The sequence below is a fragment of the Anaeromyxobacter sp. Fw109-5 genome, assembly GCF_000017505.1.
Taxonomy (GTDB): Bacteria; Myxococcota; Myxococcia; order Myxococcales; family Anaeromyxobacteraceae; genus Anaeromyxobacter.
Genome location: NC_009675.1, coordinates 5235668 through 5253683, shown reverse-complemented (window position 1 = coordinate 5253683; position 18016 = coordinate 5235668). Strand labels below are relative to the sequence as shown.

The window sequence follows — 18016 nt, the reverse complement described above, 5'->3', positions numbered from 1 at the left end:
GCCCACACGGCCGCCCCTCGGCGCCTCAGCGCCGCCAGCGTCGCGGCGCCTGCGCGCGCACGGCGGCGATGCGCGCGGCGAGCTTCAGCGCGGCGATCATGGACGCCGGGTTCGCGACGCCGTGCCCGGCGATGTCGTAGGCGACGCCGTGGTCCGGGCTCGTCCGCACGATGGGGAGCCCGAGCGTCACGTTCACCGCCGGGTCGGCGCACACCGCGTCGAGGAGCTTCACCGGGATGAGCCCCTGGTCGTGGTAGAGCGCCACCACCGCGTCGAACTCGCCCAGGGCGGCGCGGAAGAACACCGAGTCGGCGGGGAACGGGCCCTGCGCGCGGGCGCCGGCGCGCGCCGCGCGGGAGAGCGCGCCGGCGAGGAGGGTGGTCTCCTCGGCGCCGAAGGCGCCCTCCTCGCCCGCGTGAGGATTCAGGGCGGCGAGGGCGAGGCGCGGGCGGGCGAGGCCGAGGTCCTCGCGCAGGGCGCGGTGGGTGAGGGCGAGCGTCTCGGCGATGCGCTCGGGCGTGAGCGCGCGCCGCAGCTTCCAGAAGGCCACGTGGTTCGTGACGAGCGCCACCTTCAGCTTCTCGCCCGCGAGCATCATCACCGAGCGGCCGACGCCGCAGCGCGCCTCGAGCCACTCGGTGTGGCCGACGAAGCCTGGGAGCGCGCGCGCGACCTGGGCCTTCGACACGGGCGCGGTGGTGAGCGCGTCGGCGTCGCCGCGCCGGATCGCCTCGAAGGCGGCCTCGAGCGCCGCGAGCTGCGCCGCCCCGGCGCGCGGATCGGGGCGGCCGGGGCGCACCGCGCCGGCGGGCAGCCGGGTGACCGCGACGAGCGCGCCCTCCGGAGGGAGGGGCGCGCCGGCGAGGACGCAGGGGAGGCCGCTGCCGGCGAGCTCGCGGGCGAGCACGCGGGCGTCGCCGAAGACGTACGGGACGAGCTGGCCGGCGAGGGCGGCGAGCGCCTTCGCGGTCACCTCGGCGCCGACGCCCGACGGGTCGCCCAGGCTGACGGCGATGCGCGGCAGGACGGGCGGGGAGGCGCGCCCGGCCCGCGCCCTCGGGACGGCGCGGCGAGCCGGCGCGCGGGGGGTGGAGGTGGCGCGGGGCGCCGCGACGCGCACGTCCCTGCGGCGCCGCCCGGTCACTGCGCCAGCTCGGGGAGCTTCGCCTCGATGAGGGCGTCGCGGCGCAGCTCGGCGATGAGCTGCTGCCGGTAGGTGCCCGCCTGCTGGTCGACGAGGTGGGCGCGGATCTCCTCCTTCGCGTCCTCGAACGACTTCTCCCCGGCGACCCGCCGCTCCTCCACCTTGAAGAGGTGGAGGCCCGGGCCCGCTCGCACCGGCTGCGAGAGCTGGCCGGCCTGGAGGGCGAAGGCGGTGTCCTCGAGCGCCTTGTCGATGGTGCCGCGCCGGAGCCACCCGAGGTCGCCGCCCTCGGCCGCGGAGGGGCCCTTCGACACCTCGCGGGCGACGGCGGCGAAGTCCTCGCCGGTCTTGAGCCGCTGCAGGACGCGGTTCATCTGGTCCTCCACCTTCGCCTGCTGCGCCTTCGTGGCGCCCTCCGGCATCGGCAGGAAGATGTGGCGGACCTTCACCTCGTCCTCGCCGCCGAACTCCTGCGGGTGGGACTGGTAGTAGTTGCGCAGGTCGTCGTCCGACACCTTCACCTTGGAGCGCACCTGGTACTGCAGCACCAGGAAGGCGTCGTACTCGCGCTTCACGTTGGCGCGGAAGGTGGCGCGATCGATGCCCTGCTCCTTCAGCGCGCGCTCGAGGGCGGCGTCGTCGAAGCCGTTGCGCCGCTTGATGTCCTCCACCGCCTCGTCGACCTGCGCCTCGGTGGCCTCGAGCTGCAGCTCGGCCGCCTTGGACTGCAGCAGGCGCTCGGCCACCACGTCGTCGAAGGCCCGCTTCAGCGCCGCGGTCTGGGCCGACTCTCGCTCTGCGCCGGCGGGGAGCTGCTCGGCCTTGAGGAGCGCCGGGCCGGCGCGCTCGGCGAGCTCGGAGAGGGTGACGACCTCGCCGTTCACCAGCGCCGCGACGCGGTCGACGATCGGGGGCTTGTCCGCCGGGGCGGCGGCGAGGAGGGCGAGCAGGGGGAGGGCAGCGATCAAGGGGTCACTCCGGCGACGGCCTTCTCGTCGACTTCGATGCGGGCGCGCTCGCGCAGGCCCTTCACGTAATCCTGCTGGACCTGGGCGCGCTTCTCCCGGGCGAGCTTCGCCGCGATGTCGCCGCGCGCCTGCTCGAGGGTGCGCCGCTGCGCGGCGCGCCGGTCGACCACCTTGAAGATGTGGAAGCCGTACGGCGACGGGGTGACGTCGCTCACGCGGTTGAGCGGCAGCGTGAAGGTGACGTCGAACACCTCGGGGAAGCCGGAGCCGCGCCCGATGTAGCCGAGGTCCCCGCCCCCCTTCCCCTCCGGGGCGATCGACGACTTGCGGGCGACCTCCGCGAACGTCTGCGGGTTGCGGCGGAGCTTCTCGCGCACCGCGAGCGCCTCCTCCTTGCTCGCGACGACCACCTGGAGCACGTGCACCTTCTCAGGCTCCTCGAACTCCGCGGCGTGGTCGGCGAAGTAGCGCTGGATCTCGGCGTCGGAGACCTGCACCTGGGGGTAGACCTGCTCCTCGAAGAGCCGCTCGACGGTGAGCTGGTCCGCGAGGCGCGCCTTCAGGTCGGCCTGGCTGAGCCGCTGCTGGGCGAGCAGGTCGTCGAAGTGCGTGCCGGGATACTCGGCGCGCACGCGCAGGAAGGCGCGCTCGACCTGATCCTGGCCCACGACGATGGAGCGCGCGCGTGCCTCCTGGAGCAGCAGCGTCCGATCCACGAGCTCGTCGAGGAGGCGCCGGCGGAGGACGTCCCCGCCGTCGCCGCGCGCGTCGCCCGCGCTCGCCTCGCGCAGCTCGCGCGCGAGCACGTCGGCGCCGATGGGCTCGCCGTTCACGAGCGCCACCGCCGGCGGCGCGGGCGGCGAGCCCTTCGTCTCGCCGCCGCACCGGCCGCAGCCCGCCCCGGCGACGGCGCCGAGGAGGGCGAGCGGGATGAGGAGCCTGCCGGGCACGCCTACTTGGCGGGAGCCGGAGGGGCGGGGGTCGCCCGCGGGGGCGCGGCGCCGGGCATCGCGCCGTGGCCGCCCATGCCGCCGGGCGCGCCCGGCATGCCGGCGGGCGCGGCGGCGGCGGAGACCTCGATGGCCTCGAGCGCCTTCTCGTCGACGGAGATCTTGGCCTCGTCCTTGAGGCGCTTCAGCCACTCGTCGAACTCCTTGGTCTTCCGCTCGCGGTAGAGCTTGTTCGCGATCTGCGTCTTCACCTGGTCGAAGGAGCGGTTCAGCTCCTCCTGCTGCGCGGTGAGCTTGAGGAGGTAGAGGCCCTTGGGCGTCTCGATCACGCCGGAGGTCTGGCCGGCCTGCAGCGCGAACGCGGCGTCGGCGAGCTCCTTCGAGAACGCCTGGCTGAGCTCCTCGTGCGACTTGAACTGGAGGTCGCCGCCGGCGCTCTTGGTGGCCGCGTCCTCGGAGTACTGCGCCACCGCCTGGTTGAAGGCGAGCGCGTTCTTCTTCTCCTCGGCCTTGATCTTGGCGAGGGCGGCCTTCGCCTGGGCGAGCTTCTTCGCCCGCTCCGGCGAGCCGGCGGGCGCGTTCCAGATCACCGCGGCGAGGCGCACGCGCTTCGGGCGGAAGTAGTCCGACTTGTGATCGTCGTAGTACTTCTGGAGCTCCGGCTCGGGCAGGTTCTTCGCGCCCTCCAGGTCCTGGAAGTTCTTCTGGACGAGCTTCTGGACCATGATCTTCTTCAGCGTCATCTGCACGTCGGGATCGTCCGCGAGCCCGCGCTTCTCGGCCTCGCGCGCGAGCACCTCGAACCGGACCAGGTTGTCGAGGAACTCCTTCTTGCGCTCCAGCGTGGTGTAGCGCGCGCGGATGAAGGGAGACTGCTCGTCGAGGCGAGCCTTGAACTCGTCGGCGGTGATGGTCACCCCGTTGCCCTGGGCGACCACCGGGCCGGACTTCTTCTCGTCCTTCTTCGGCCCGCAGGCGACGGCGAGCGCGCAGAGGCCGGTGACGATGAGACGGCGCTGCATGCGAGTGCTCCTTCGGGAAGACGTGCAGGAAAGCCGGTAGGCCAACGCCGGACCACGCTCCGTTCTTCCCCTACGGGGGGCCGAGCGCTGGCTTCGAGCGGCTGAAAAGAGCACGGAACGACGGGGCGATCAAGGATCGCAGACCCCCTCCAGGGCGGGACGTCCGGAGGGCGCTCGGCTACTCGGGGCGGGCGCAGCGCGCGAGGCCGGCGAGGAGCTCCCGGGCGGCCCCGAGCAGCTCGCGGCCGGTGCTCAGCTCCATCGCCGGCGAGGGCACCAGGCCGACGGCGGCGGCGCGCACGGGCGGCAGCGCGGGCCGGCCCGCGGCCTTCCCCTTCGGCCCCTTCGCGCCCTTCGGCGGCGCGGCCTTGGGGGCCGCGGGCCGGGCGCCGCCGAGCGCCGCGACGAGCTTCATGTCGGGGGTGAGCCGCAGCGCGCCGCTCGAGGCGGTGACGTGCTTCGCGAGGAGGAAGGGGTCGAGGGCGGCGCCCTCGCCGAGGGTGAGCACGAGCCGGCCGGGGCCGGCCTCCAGCGCGCGGATGCGCAGGGCGCGCAGCCGCACCTTCACGGCCATCACGTCGCAGAGCGCGTCGAGCTCCTCGGGCGGATCGCCGCAGCGGTCCACGATCTCGGCCCGGACCTCGTCGAGCTCCTCGTCGGTCGTGGCCTGCGCCAGCCGCTTGTAGAAGTAGAGGCGCTGGTGGACGTCCGGCATGTAGGGGTCGGGGATGAACGCCGGGACGGGGAGCTGCACGTCGGGGTCGATGTCCTCCCGCGGCGGCTCGCCCTTGAGCTCGCGCACCGCCTCGTCGAGGAGCTCGGAGTACAGCTCGAACCCCACCGCCTCGATCTGGCCGGACTGGTCCTTGCCGAGCAGGTTGCCCGCGCCGCGGATCTCCAGGTCGTGGCTCGCGATCTTGAAGCCCGCCCCGAGCTCGCTGAAGCGCTGCAGCACCTCCAGCCGCTTCTGCGCGTCCTTCGTCACGGGCCTGCGGGCGGGGACGAGCAGGTACGCGTAGGCGCGCTCGCGGCTGCGGCCCACCCGGCCCCGGATCTGGTAGAGCTGCGCGAGCCCGAAGTGGTCGGCGCGGTTCACGATGATGGTGTTCGCGCTCGGGATGTCGAGGCCGCTCTCGATGATGCTCGTGGCGAGCAGCACGTCGAGCTCCTTGCGGACGAAGCGGCTCATCACCTCCTCGAGCTTCCCCTCGGCCATCTGCCCGTGCGCGACGCCCACCCGCGCCGACGGCACGATGTCGGCGAGGAACTTCTGCATGGCCGCGATGGAGCGGACGCGGTTGTGGACGAAGTAGACCTGCCCGCCGCGCTTCAGCTCCGTCTCGATCGACTCGCGGACCACCTGCGGGTCGAACTTCATGACGAAGGTGCGGATGGCGCGCCGGTCCTCGGGGGGCGTGGCGATGATGGAGAGGTCGCGCACGCCGGCGAGGCTCATGTGCAGGGTGCGCGGGATGGGCGTGGCGGTGAGGGTGAGCACGTCCACGAGCCTGCGCAGCTTCTTCAGGCGCTCCTTGTGGGCGACGCCGAAGCGCTGCTCCTCGTCCACCACCACGAGCCCGAGCTCCTTGAAGGACACGTCCGCGGCGAGGAGCCGGTGGGTGCCGACGACGACGTCCACCTTCCCGGCGGCGACGTCCTTCAGGACCTGCTTCACCTCCTCGGCGCTCTTCATCCGCGAGATCGCCTCGATGCGGACGGGGTAGCCCTTGAAGCGCTCGCGGAAGGTGCGCTCGTGCTGGGAGGCGAGCACGGTGGTGGGCACGAGCACCGCCACCTGCTTCCTGGAGAGCACCGCCAGCATCGCGGCGCGCATGGCCACCTCGGTCTTGCCGTAGCCGACGTCGCCGCAGACCAATCGATCCATCGGCGCCGCCGCGGCGGGCCCGCCGCGCTGCTTGCGCATGTCCCGGAGCACGTCGGCGATGGCCTTGGCCTGGTCGGGCGTCTCCTCCCAGGGGAACTCCGCCTCGAACTCGCGGAAGATCTCGTCCGGCTCCCCGAACGCGTGGCCGGGGTGGGCGGCGCGCGCGGCGTAGATGTCGAGCAGCTCCGCGGCCATCTTGAGGAGCTGCTCCTTCACCCGCGCCTTGCGCAGCGCGAAGGACTGGCCGCCGAGCCGATCGAGCCGCACCGACTCCGGCGCGGCGCCGGTGAACTTCTGGACCTGGCGCAGCTTCGCGACCGGCAGGTACAGCCGGTCCGCGCCGTCGTACGCGAGGACGAGGAAGTCGCCCTCCACGCCCCGGATCTGCATCTTGGTGAGGCCGAGGTAGCGCGCGATGCCGTGCTCGACGTGCACGACGAGATCGCCCTCGTTCAGGTCGCGGAACGCCGCCGCGAACGCGTTCTCCTCCTTGGTGCGGCGCGCCTTCTTGCGGACGCGCCGGCCGAAGATCTCCTCGTCGGCGACGACCGCGAGCCCGCCCTCGCCGTCCACGAACCCCGCCGAGATCTCGCCGGTGAAGACGTGGGCGTGGATGGCGGGATCGTAGATGGCCCGCGCGTCGCCGGGCTGGCCCGGGTGCACGCGCACCGCCTGGCGCCGGTCCTCGAGCAGGCGGCGGAGCCGGTCCACGGTCGAGGCCGACCCGCAGGCCACCACCGCCGCGACCCCGCGGCGACGCCAGTCGTCGAGCCGCCGGGTGAGCGGCGCGAGCGCGCCCTCGTCGCCGTGGGCCGCCTCGATCTCGCCCCGCAGGGCGTGGGTGTCGCCGAGCGAGAAGCGGATGGGCTCGGCGGTGCCGAGCCACACGCCGTGGCGCCGGACGACGGGGCGCTCCGCGAGGCGCGCGAGCGCCTCGGCGGCGGGGAGGAAGTGGGCCGCCGGGGGCAGCGCGAGCTCCTCGCGCCGCACCGCCGCCTCGTGCTCGCGGGCGAGCTCCGCGTCGAGCTCCAAGAGCGCCTCCTCCACGCCGGAGGCGTCGTCCACGTACGCCGCGGTGCCGGGCGGCAGGTAGTCGAACAGGGTCCCGAGCCCGCCCGGATGGAAGCCGGGGAGGAGCGCCTCCAGGCCGAAGAAGGGGGTGCCCGCGTCGATGGCGTCGAGCACCTCGCGCACCCGCGAGGTCGGGCGGTTCACCCGCTCGGCCGCGTCGCGCACCGCCGCCTTCGCCGCCTCCTTCCCCTCCTCCGAGAAGAGCGCCTCGCGCGCCGGGCAGAGCAGCACCTCCGCCACCTCGCCCTCGCTCCGCTGCGACTGCGGGTCGAAGGCGCGGCAGCTCTCGATCTCGTCGCCGAAGAACTCGAGCCGCACCGGCGCGGGATCGGCGGGGCTCCACAGATCCACGATCCCGCCGCGCACCGCGAAGGTGCCCGGGTCCTCGACGAGCGGGGTGCGGGTGAAGCCGAGCAGCACGAGCTTCGCCGCGAGCGCCTCGCGCTCGACGCTCACCCCCTTGCCGAGCAGGTCCGCGCCCGCCTCGAACACCCGCCGCGGCACCATCCGCCTCGCGAGCGCCCGGGCGGAGACCACGATCGCCTTGGCGCCGTCGGGGGCCAAATGGAGCCGCGCGAGCGCGGAGAGCCGCTCCATCTCGACCCCGCGGTCGGGCGAGAGATCGTCGTAGGGGAGCACGGCGTCGGCGGGGAGGCGCAGCACCGCGTCCGGGCCGAGGAAGAAGGCGAGATCCCGGGCGAGCGCCTCGGCGTCGTCCTCGTCGGGGGCCACGGCGAGCAGGGAGCGGGCCCGCGCCGGGCCCGGGGCGAGCAGGTCCCGCGCGAGGAGGCCGCGCGCGGCGCCGAGGAGGCCGACCACGTCGGCGCGGCGGTCGGTCTCGAGCGCGCGGCTCACTCGGGCGCGCGGGGCGGTCGGGGCGGCTTCCTCTGCGGCAGGTCGGGGGGTGCTCACGGCGTTCGGCTCGGGGGCGGCATCTTACTTGTGACGCCGCCCGGGCGCGCGCCGCGATTCGCGCGCACCCTGCTGCGGCCGATGTAAGGGAAACGAGGCGCCGGGCTCAACGGACGTTCTTCGCCGCGCCCGCGCCGCCGGAGTCGCTCGCCCCCGGGGGGAGCGTTCGCGACTTCGAGGGTGCGCCCGCGCCGATCCTCGCCGCGCCCGGCGCCTCGGCCAGATCCTAACCCCCGGGTGGACGCCGCGCCCGCTGCGCCACCTGCTTCCTTGATCGGTCTCTGGGGCACCGCTACACTCGGAGCGGCCCAGGAACGCTTGCCGAGGCCCTCGTGCGGCACCCGATCTCCCGCTCCTCCATCGCCGCGGCGCTTGCGTCGCTCGTCCTCGCTGCGTGCGGGGGAGCGGACGCACGTCCGGCCGCCGGCGACGACGCGGCCCCCATGCTCGCGACGCTCGCCAGCCCGCCGGGCGCGGGCTCGGAGCGCCTCCGGGCGGGCGACCTCGCGGGCGCACGCGCGACGTTCGAGGCGGCGCTGGCCCAGGATCCCGATCGCCTCGCCGCGCTGAACGACCTCGCGGTGAGCTACCTGCTCGAGGGGCACGCGGACGCCGCGCGGCGGCTGCTCGACGAGGTGGTGGCGAGCGGGACGGCGCGGGAGCAGCAGGCCGCCCTCGTGAACCTGGGCGAGCTCTACGCCGCCGAGGGCTACCTGTCGGCCGCCCGGGCGTACCTCGAGACCGCCCGGGCGATCGAGCCCGCGCGTCCCGAGCCGTGGTACGCGCTCGCGCTGCTCGCCGACGGGCGCGGCGAGCGCGAGCAGGCGGCGAGCGCCCTCGCCGAGGCGCTGCGCCTCGACGACGGGGGTGCGGCGCGCGCAGCGTTCGCTTACGTATTTCCCGAGGAGCGCGTGCACCTCGAGGCCCTCGTCGCCGAGGCGGCTGGCGATCGGGCGCTCGCGGGGACGCGCTGGCGGGAGCTCTCCGGCAGCCGCTTCGCGTCGCTGGCGGCGGCGGCGGAGAGGCACCTCGTCGGCGAGTAGGCGACACGATGCCGGGCCCTGGCGGTGAGCTGGACAGACGGGAGCGCGAGGTCCTCCGCGCGCTCGTGCAGGACTACATCCACACCGGTGAGCCGGTGGCGAGCCAGCCGCTCCTCGCGCGCCACGAGCTCGAGTGCTCGCCGGCGACGGTCCGCTCGGTGATGAGCGATCTCGAGGCGCTCGGCTTCCTCGAGAAGCCCCACGCCTCCTCGGGGCGGATCCCCACCGAGCGCGGCTACCGGCTCTACGTGGACTCGCTCCTCAAGGTGCGGCCGCCCTCGCCGCAGGACCGCGACCGCATCGAGCGGCTCGCCCAGGCGGCGAGCGACGTGGGGCGCCTGCTGGAGGGCACCGCCGACCTGCTCCACTCGCTGTCCCACCACGCGGGCGTGGTCACCACCCCGCGCCCGCGCGTGGATCCGGTCCGGCAGGTGGAGTTCGTGCGGCTGCGCGAGAACCGCGTGCTCGCGGTGTTCGTCTCCGAGGCGGGCATCGTCACGAACAAGCTCGTGCAGCTCGAGTTCCCCATGCCCGCGGCGGACCTCGAGCGCGCGGCCAACTACCTGAACGAGAAGATCCACGCGCTCTCGCACGCCGCCGAGACGCTCGGGGCGGTGCGCGAGCAGATCCTCCAGGACATGCGCGCCGACCAGAGCGCGCTGCACGAGCTCCTGCAGAAGGCGCTCAGCCTGGCCGAGCAGACCTTCGACGGGCCGGGCGAGGAGCGCGTGCTCGTCGACGGCGAGGAGAGCTTCCTCGACGCGCCCGAGTTCGCGAACGTGCGCAAGGCGCGGGCGCTGCTCAGGGCGTTCGCCGAGAAGGATCGCATCCTGCGCGTGCTCGACCGCGTGCTCACCTCGCAGGAGGTGCAGATCTTCATCGGCGCCGAGAGCGAGTTCGCGGCGGTGCCCGACGTGTCGGTGGTGGCGGCGCCCTACGGGCGGGGCGACCACGTGCTCGGCACGCTCGCGGTGGTGGGGCCGACGCGCATGAACTACGCGCGCGTCATACCGCTCGTGGATCTGACCGCTCGCCACATCTCGCGCGCGCTGACCGCCCTGTCGGACGGATAGCGGAAGCCGCGCACACCCGCGGGCGCGGCGCCGCCGTCGCCGCGCCCGAACCTTGTTCCGCCCGCTCGCGCCATGCAATGATGGCGGGCCGCGGAGCGCGCGAGCGGGGGCGCGCCGCCGCGCCGCCCCGCGTCCCCCCGTCACACGATCGCGACCCCCATGGCCGACAGCCAGGACAAAGGTGCCTTCCGGGCGGAGATCCCCCTCGACGCGGTCGAGGAGGCCCTCCGCTCCGTCGAGCGGATCTCCCGCGGCGCGGCCGCGCGCGAGGAGGCCTCGAGCGAGGTGGAGCTGGAGGGCGAGCCCGCCGCGCCGGCCGACGCCGCCGAGGTCGCGCAGCTCCGCGCCCAGCTCGAGCTCTCGCAGGCGAAGGGACGGGAGGTGCTCGAGAAGCTCCGCGAGGAGCACGAGCGGCTCCTGCGCGCCGCCGCCGACCTCGAGAACTTCAAGAAGCGGGCGGCGAGGGAGCGCGAGGAGGTGCAGCGCTTCGGGAACGAGCAGGTGGTGAAGGATCTCCTCCCGGTGGTGGACGGGCTCGACCGCGCGCTCGCGGCCGCGCCCGCCGGCGACGCGGTGGCCGACGGCGTGCGGCTCGTCCGCGCCAGCCTGGAGCAGGCGCTCGCGAAGCACGGCGTCAGCGCCTTCAGCGCGATGGGCGCGCGCTTCGACCCGGTGGCGCACGAGGCGCTCCTGCAGGTCCCGACCGACGCGCAGCCTCCCGGCACGGTGGTCCTCGAGCACGCGCGCGGCTTCAAGCTGCACGGCCGGCTCGTCCGCCCGGCGATGGTGGGGGTCGCCGTCGCGGCGGGGCCGGACCGAAGGAGCGAGGGCTGAGCGATGGGGAAGGTCATCGGCATCGACCTCGGCACCACGAACTCCTGCGTCTCGGTGATGGAGGGGGGCGACGCCGTCGTCATCCCGAACAGCGAGGGCTCGCGCACCACCCCGTCCATGGTGGCCTTCACCGAGGGCGGCGAGCGGCTCGTCGGGCAGATCGCGAAGCGCCAGGCCATCACCAACCCCGAGGCCACCGTCCACGGCGTGAAGCGGCTCATCGGGCGCAAGTTCGACGACGCGGAGGTGAGGCGCTCCGTCGGGCTCGTGCCGTACCGCATCGCGGCGGCCGAGAACGGCGACGCCTGGGTGGAGGCCGCCGGCAAGCCGCACTCGCCGGCCGAGATCTCGGCGATGGTCCTCGCCAAGATGAAGCAGACCGCGGAGGACTACCTCGGCGAGCCCGTCTCCGAGGCGATCGTCACCTGCCCCGCCTACTTCAACGACGCCCAGCGCCAGGCGACCAAGGACGCGGGGCGCATCGCCGGGCTGAACGTCCTCCGCATCATCAACGAGCCGACCGCGGCGGCCCTCGCCTACGGCATCGACAAGCAGAAGGCGGGCGCGACCGAGCGCGTCGCGGTGTACGACCTCGGGGGCGGCACCTTCGACATCACGGTCCTCGAGCTCAACCTCGGCGTGTTCGAGGTGAAGGCGACGAACGGCGACACGTTCCTCGGCGGCGAGGACTTCGACCAGCGGCTCATCGACTGGATGGCGCGGCGCTTCCGCGAGCAGACCGGCGTCGACCTCACCCGCGACCGCATGGCGCTCCAGCGGCTCAAGGAGGCCGCGGAGCGCGCCAAGCACGAGCTCTCCAGCGCGATCGAGACGGAGGTGAACCTCCCGTTCATCACCGCCGACGCCACCGGCCCCAAGCACCTCGCCGAGACCATCGACCGCGCCACGCTCGAGGAGCTGTGCGGCGACCTGATCGAGCGGACGCTGGAGCCGTGCCGCACCGCCCTCGAGGACGCGGGCGTCTCGGTGCAGCAGATCGACACCGTCATCCTGGTCGGCGGCATGACCCGCATGCCGAAGGTGCAGGAGGTGGTGAAGCGCTTCTTCGGCAGGGAGCCGCACAAGGGCGTGAACCCGGACGAGGTCGTCGCGGTGGGCGCGGCGATCCAGGGCGGCGTGCTGAAGGGCGAGGTGAAGGACGTCCTGCTCCTCGACGTGACGCCCCTCTCGCTGGGCGTCGAGACCGCGGGCGGCGTCTTCACCAAGATCATCGAGAAGAACACCACCGTCCCCTGCAAGAAGTCGCAGGTGTTCTCGACGGCGGTGGACAACCAGCCGCTCGTGTCCGTCCACGTGCTGCAGGGCGAGCGCGGCATGGCCGCGGACGACAAGACCCTGGGGCGCTTCGAGCTCGTCGGCATCCCGCCCGCGCCCCGCGGCGTGCCGCAGATCGAGGTCACCTTCGACATCGACGCGAACGGGATCGTGCACGTCTCCGCGAAGGACCTCGGCACCGGCAAGCAGCAGCAGATCCGGATCACCGGCTCCTCCGGCCTCACGGAGGCGGAGATCCAGCGGATGATCCGCGACGCGGAGGCGAACCGCGCCGACGACGCCGCGAAGAAGGAGCTCGCCGATCTCAAGAACAACGCCGAGGGGCTCGTCTACACGACCGAGAAGAGCCTCGAGGAGTACGCGAGCGCGCTCGCCGCGGACGACCTCGCCGAGATCCGCGCCGACCTCGAGCTGCTGAAGGGCGTGCTGCAGGGCTCCGACGGCGGGGCGATCAAGGAAGCGCTCACCCGCCTGGAGGGCAGCGCCTACCGGATCGCCGACGCCATCTACGCGCAGCAGGGCGGCGGGACGTAGCCGCCGCCGTTGGGCACCCGCGGCCGGCGCCGCCGTCCGGGCCGGACGGCGCGAATTGTCAGCCCCTCCGCGTGCGTTATATTGCCGCCGGCGCGGCCGCCCGGCCGCGGAAGGGCCTGAAAGCACGTGCAAAAGCGAGATTACTACGAGGTCCTTGGCGTCGAGCGCGCCGCGGACGAGACGGCGATCAAGACCGCCTACCGCAAGCTCGCCCACCAGTTCCACCCGGACAAGAACCCGGGCGACAAGAAGGCCGAGGACAGGTTCAAGGAGGCGTCCGAGGCCTACGAGGTGCTGTCGGACCCGGACAAGCGGGCCCGCTACGACCGCTTCGGGCACGCGGGCGGCGGCGGGTTCCCCGGCGGCGACGGCTTCCCGTTCGGCGGCGCGGCCACCATCAACGACATCTTCGGCGACATCTTCGGCGAGATGTTCGGCGGCGGCGGCGGACGGCGCCAGCGCCAGCGCACGCGCGGCTCGGACCTCCGCTACCACCTCGAGATCTCCTTCGAGGAGGCGGCGTTCGGCACGGTGGCGCGCATCACCATCCCCCGGCCGAAGGCGTGCGAGACCTGCCGGGGCTCCGGCGCGAAGCCGGGCACCGGCCCCAAGACCTGCCCCACCTGCGGCGGCTCGGGCGAGGTGCGCCTCACCCAGGGCTTCTTCTCGATCGCCCGGACCTGCCACCACTGCCAGGGCGCGGGCCGCGTCATCGTGGACAAGTGTCCGACCTGCGCCGGCCAGGGCGCGCTGCGCGAGGAGGCCACCGTCGAGGTGAAGGTCCCGCCGGGCGTGGACACCGGGACGCGGCTCAAGCTCTCGGGCGAGGGCGAGCCTCCGCCCATCCCGGGCGGCAGCGCGGGCGACCTGTACGTCGTGCTGCAGGTGCGCGAGCATCCGATCTTCACGCGCGAGGACACCGAGGTCCTCTGCGAGATGCCCATCTCCATCTCGCAGGCGGCGCTCGGCGCGACCATCGACGTGCCCACCCTCGACGGCCCGGCCAAGCTGAAGATCCCGGCGGGGACGCAGAGCGGAAAGGTGTTCCGGGTGAAGGGCAAGGGCATCCCGGCGCTCTCCGGCGGCGGCCGCGGCGACCAGCACGTCCGCGTCGCCGTCGAGACCCCGACGCACCTCACGAAGGAGCAGCGCGAGCTGCTCGAGCGCTTCGCGGCGCTCTCCGGTGAGGAGACGAACCCGCACGCCCGCAGCTTCTGGCAGAAGGTCGGGGATCTGATCCGGGACGCGAAGGGGTAAAGGCGCACGCTACAGGCCACGGGCTCCAGGAGAGGCGCAAGCCGCGCCGTTCCCGAGGCCTGGAGCCTGAAGCCCGTAGCCTTCCGGCGGAATTCGTTCCCTGCCTGCGGGTTCCGCAGTAGATCGGAGCACCCATGCGCGTCACCGCCCGGAAGGTCCTCGCGTTCCTCCTGCTGTCCCTCGCCGGCTGCCCGAAGCGGGTGGTGGTGAACGGCCAGGAGATGTCGGTCCAGGATGCGGACGACCTCGCCCGCCGCGAGCTCGACGGCGTGCGCGCCGAGGCGAAGGGGCTGCCGCCCGCGCAGGCGGCGGAGCGGCTCGAGGCGTTCGCGAAGCGCTACCGCGGCGTTCCCGCCGGAGGGGAGGCGCTGCACGAGGCGGCGGAGCTGCGCCGCGCGGGCGGGGAGCCGGCGCGCGCGGCGGAGGACCTCCGCACGCTGCTCGCCGAGCACCCGCTCCACGCCCGGGCGGTCGAGGCGAAGTACCTCCTCGCCCTCTCGGACATCGAGCTCGGCCGGACCCGCGACGGGCTCGCGAGCCTCGCCACGCTCTACGAGAAGCTCCCCTCCGAGGCGCGGCCCGACGCCGCCGCCCGGGCGGCCGAGGCCGCCCTCGCGGCAGGAGAGGAGGCCGAGGCGGTGCGCTGGCTCGCGACGCTGGCGGAGGGGCAGCAGGGCGCCGCGCGCGAGCGGACCCTCGCCCGCGCCGTCGAGGCGGTGGACGCCCTCGGCCTCGAGGACGCCGACGCCCTGCGCCGGGCGCTCCCCGCGGACGCGGCGATCCAGGAGCCGCTCGCGATGAAGGCCGCGCGCATCCACCTCCACCTGCGCGACTACGCGAAGGCCGAGCAGGCGGCGCGCGAGGTGTTCCTGCGCTGGCCCCACGGGCGCTACGCGGACGAGGCGAAGCGGCTCGTCGAGCGCATCTCGCGGCTCACCTACGTGCGCCCGAACGTGCTCGGCGTCGCCGTCCCGCTCTCCGGCAACTACAAGCGCTGGGGCGAGGCGATCCTGCAGGGCGTCTCGCTCGCCCTGGAGGGCTCCGCCGTGAAGCTGGCGGTGCGCGACACGCGCGGGGAGCCGGACGGCGCCGCGGCCGCGCTCGAGGCCCTGGTCCTCGAGGAGGGCGCCATCGCGGTGGTGGGCGGGGTGACGAACGCGGAGGGGGAGCGCGCCGCGGCCGCCGCGGAGGAGCTGCAGGTCCCGTTCGTCTCGCTCTCCAAGCAGGAGGGGATCACCGAGGCGGGCCCCCACGTGTTCCAGAACATGCTCACCGCGAGCGAGCAGGCCGACGCGCTCCTCGGCCTCGCCATGGGCAAGCGGGGGATGCGGCGCTTCGCGATCCTCTACCCCTCGATGACCTACGGGGTGGAGCTCGCGAACGCGTTCTGGGACGAGCTCGAGGCGCGCGGCGGCGAGGTGCGCGCCGCCGAGACCTACGCGGCGGACCGGACCACCTTCACGCCGCTCGTGAAGAGCATGGTGGGCAAGCTCTACCTCGAGGACCGGCGCGACTGGCAGGAGCAGGCGCGGGAGATCGCCGACAAGGAGAAGGATCCCTTCCGGCGCCGCAAGGCGCTCGAGAAGGCCCGCGAGCGGCTCGCGCCCGTCACCGACTTCGACGCGATCTTCATCCCCGACTTCGCGCGCAACGTGAAGCTCATCGCGCCCGCGCTGGCGGTCGAGGACGTGGTGACGCAGACCTGCGAGCCCGACGCGCTCGAGAAGCTCAAGAAGCTCACCGGCCGGCCCGACCTCCGCCCCGTGCAGCTCCTCGGGGCGAACGGCTGGAGCGGCGACCCCAGCCTGTTCGATCAGGCGCCCGGCGGCGCGGGCCGCCACCTCCGCTGCGCCATCTACGTGGACGGGTTCTTCGCCGGCTCCGCGCGCGCGGGCACGCGGCGCTTCGTGGAGCGCTTCCAGCAGAAGCACCCCGGCCACACGCCCACCATCCTCGAGGCGTCCGCCTACGACGCGGCCGGGATGGCGCGCCAGGTGATGGAGCGCGACCGCGCCCAGACGCGGGCGGCCCTGCGCGACGGGCTCGCCGGGGTGCGCGGGTTCAGCGGGGCGACCGGCGAGCTGTCGATGGGACCGGACCGCACCCCCGTCCGCGAGCTCTTCTTCCTGACCGTGGACTCGAGCGGCCTGCGCGAGATGAAGCCCGAGGAGCTGGCCGCGCCGGGCGCGGGCGGGATGTAGGGTGCGCCCCGCCGCCCTCCAGGAGGCGCCCGCGTCGAGCGAGGCGGCGCGAACCCTGAAGGCGCTCGCGCCCGCCGCGGTCATCTTCCTCGCCGCGGCGATCGCGGTGCTGCCGTCGCTGGGCGGCGGCTTCGTGTTCGACGATCACGGGCTCATCGAGGACAGCGCGCTGCTCCGCGGTCCGCTCTGGCGCATCTGGCTCACCACCGAGCCGGTGGACTTCTGGCCGCTCACCTACACGACGCTCTGGCTCGACTGGCGCGCGTGGGGCACCGGGCCGCTCGGCTACCGGCTCCTCAACGTGGCGCTGCACGCCGCCACGGCGACGCTCCTGTGGCGCGTGCTCCGGCGCCTCGCCGTCCCCGGGGCCTGGCTCGCGGGCCTCCTCTTCGCCGTCCACCCGGCCACGGTCGAGTCGGTGGCGTGGATCTCGGAGCGCAAGAACGTGCTCTCCGGCGCGCTCTTCGCAGGCGCGGTGCTGGTGTGGCTCCGCCACCGGGCGTCCCGGAGGACGGGCTGGTACGTCGCCGCGCTGGCGACGTTCCTGCTCGCGCTGCTGGCCAAGACCTCGACCGTGATGCTCCCGGTCGTGCTGCTCGGGATCGCGCTCTGGCAGCGCGGGCGCCTCGAGCGGCGCGACCTCGTGGAGACGGCCCCGTTCTTCGCGCTCTCCCTCGCGCTCGGCGCGGTGACGGTCTGGTTCCAGCAGGTGCGGTCGCTGGCGGGCGCGCGGCTGCCCCGCGGCCTCGAGGAGCGGGTGGGCGGCGCGGCGTGGGCGCTGCTCTCCTACCTGCGGACGGCGCTCGTGCCCGTCGACATCCCGCTCGTGGCGGCCCCGTGGCCGGTGGGGAGCGCGGAGCCGCTCTTCTGGGCCCCGCTCGCGATCGTGCTCGCCGCCGCCGGGGTGCTGGCGTGGGGGCGCCGGGGGCCGCTCCGCCCCGTCTCCTTCGCGCTCGGCTACCACGCCCTCATGGTGCTGCCCGTGCTCGGCCTCGTGGACATGGCCTACCTGCGCCTCGCGCCGGTGGCGAGCCACCTCCAGTACGTCGCCCTGATGGGCCCGGTGGCGCTCGCCGCCGCCGCGCTCGCGCGCCTCGCGTCCGGCCCGAGGCGGAGCGCCGCCCTCGCGGCGTCGGGGGTCCTCGCGCTCGCGCTCGCCGCGGCGTCCGCGCTCCGCTCGACGGCCTTCCGGGACGATCTCGCGTACTGGGAGGCGGCGGCCCGCGGCGCGCCGCAGAGCCGCGTGGCCGCGCTGCGGCTCGCGGACGAGCTGGGCGCCCGCGGCCGTGTCCCGGAGGCGCGGGCCGTGCTGGCCGGCGCGGCCGCGCGGCTGCGCGACCCGGCGGACCGGCTGCGCGCGGAGGCGATCCTGCTCGTGCACTCGCGCCGGTTCGCGGAGGGGCTCGCCGCCGCGGGCGCCGCCGAGCAGGTCAGGACCGATCCGTTCTTCCAGCGCGACCTCGGGGAGCTGCTCATCCAGGCGGGCCGGTTCGACGACGCCATCGCCGTGCTCGAGCCCGTGGTGCGCGCGCACCCGAACAGCGCGGAGCACCGCTACTGGCTGGGCTCCGCGCTCGCGCTCGCCGGACGGCTGCCGGAGGCCGCCGAGGTGGTGCGGGTCGCGTGCGGGCAGTCGCGCGGTCACTTCGGCACGTGCACCGCGTTCGTGATGGTGCTCGCGCGCATGGGCCAGGCGGACCGCGCCCGGGCCGAGCTCGCGAGCGCGCTCGCGCTCTCCCCGTGGGACGCCGAGGTGGAGCGGCTCCTCGCCGAGAGCGGCGTCCCCGAGGCCCGCTGAGCGCGCTGCACGGCGCGGAGGGCCCGGG

Annotated in this window: 12 protein-coding genes; 7 read left to right on the top strand and 5 right to left on the bottom strand. The window is 74.3% G+C overall.

What is annotated here, in order from left to right; genetic code table 11:
* Nucleotides 1-25: 25 nt before the first annotated feature.
* The 5 genes from pdxA to mfd all read right to left on the bottom strand — a co-directional run bounded on the left by pdxA (nt 26) and on the right by mfd (nt 7952).
* Complete coding sequence (gene pdxA / locus ANAE109_RS22985) at nt 26-1144, bottom strand: 4-hydroxythreonine-4-phosphate dehydrogenase PdxA (protein ID WP_012099310.1); 1119 nt, start codon at nt 1142-1144, stop codon at nt 26-28.
* A complete protein-coding gene (locus ANAE109_RS22980) occupies nt 1141-2112 on the bottom strand; it encodes a peptidylprolyl isomerase (protein ID WP_012099309.1) in 972 nt (323 codons plus the stop codon). The genes pdxA and ANAE109_RS22980 overlap by 4 nt, the downstream gene beginning before the upstream one ends.
* Nucleotides 2109-3062, bottom strand: coding sequence for a peptidyl-prolyl cis-trans isomerase (locus ANAE109_RS22975; RefSeq protein WP_012099308.1), 954 nt, complete (start codon nt 3060-3062; stop codon nt 2109-2111). The genes ANAE109_RS22980 and ANAE109_RS22975 overlap by 4 nt, the downstream gene beginning before the upstream one ends.
* A 2-nt stretch (nt 3063-3064) precedes the next feature.
* Nucleotides 3065-4084 carry a peptidyl-prolyl cis-trans isomerase gene (locus ANAE109_RS22970; RefSeq protein WP_012099307.1) on the bottom strand — a complete coding sequence of 340 codons (1020 nt, stop codon included), beginning with the start codon at nt 4082-4084 and terminating at the stop codon, nt 3065-3067.
* A 178-nt stretch (nt 4085-4262) separates the two neighbouring features.
* Complete coding sequence (gene mfd, locus ANAE109_RS22965; protein WP_012099306.1) at nt 4263-7952, bottom strand: transcription-repair coupling factor; 3690 nt, start codon at nt 7950-7952, stop codon at nt 4263-4265.
* Between the two features lie 332 nt (nt 7953-8284).
* Here mfd and ANAE109_RS22960 point away from each other — a divergent pair, with 332 nt between their 5' ends.
* The 7 genes from ANAE109_RS22960 to ANAE109_RS22930 all read left to right on the top strand — a co-directional run bounded on the left by ANAE109_RS22960 (nt 8285) and on the right by ANAE109_RS22930 (nt 17988).
* Nucleotides 8285-8995 carry a tetratricopeptide repeat protein gene (locus ANAE109_RS22960; protein WP_012099305.1) on the top strand — a complete coding sequence of 237 codons (711 nt, stop codon included), beginning with the start codon at nt 8285-8287 and terminating at the stop codon, nt 8993-8995.
* Nucleotides 8996-9003: 8 nt separating this feature from the next.
* Complete coding sequence (gene hrcA, locus ANAE109_RS22955; protein ID WP_012099304.1) at nt 9004-10068, top strand: heat-inducible transcriptional repressor HrcA; 1065 nt, start codon at nt 9004-9006, stop codon at nt 10066-10068.
* 159 nt (nt 10069-10227) lie between these two features.
* Nucleotides 10228-10902, top strand: a complete 675-nt coding sequence (locus tag ANAE109_RS22950; protein WP_012099303.1) for a nucleotide exchange factor GrpE — start codon at nt 10228-10230, stop codon at nt 10900-10902.
* A 3-nt stretch (nt 10903-10905) separates the two neighbouring features.
* A complete protein-coding gene (gene dnaK, locus ANAE109_RS22945) occupies nt 10906-12732 on the top strand; it encodes a molecular chaperone DnaK (RefSeq protein ID WP_012099302.1) in 1827 nt (608 codons plus the stop codon).
* Between the two features lie 126 nt (nt 12733-12858).
* Complete coding sequence (gene dnaJ / locus ANAE109_RS22940) at nt 12859-13989, top strand: molecular chaperone DnaJ (protein WP_012099301.1); 1131 nt, start codon at nt 12859-12861, stop codon at nt 13987-13989.
* A gap of 134 nt (nt 13990-14123) precedes the next feature.
* Nucleotides 14124-16190 carry a penicillin-binding protein activator gene (locus ANAE109_RS22935; protein WP_012099300.1) on the top strand — a complete coding sequence of 689 codons (2067 nt, stop codon included), beginning with the start codon at nt 14124-14126 and terminating at the stop codon, nt 16188-16190.
* Nucleotide 16191: 1 nt separating this feature from the next.
* Nucleotides 16192-17988 (top strand): tetratricopeptide repeat protein, encoded by a 1797-nt coding sequence (locus ANAE109_RS22930; RefSeq protein WP_012099299.1) that lies wholly within the window; start codon nt 16192-16194, stop codon nt 17986-17988.
* The last annotated feature ends 28 nt before the right edge of the window (nt 17989-18016 follow it).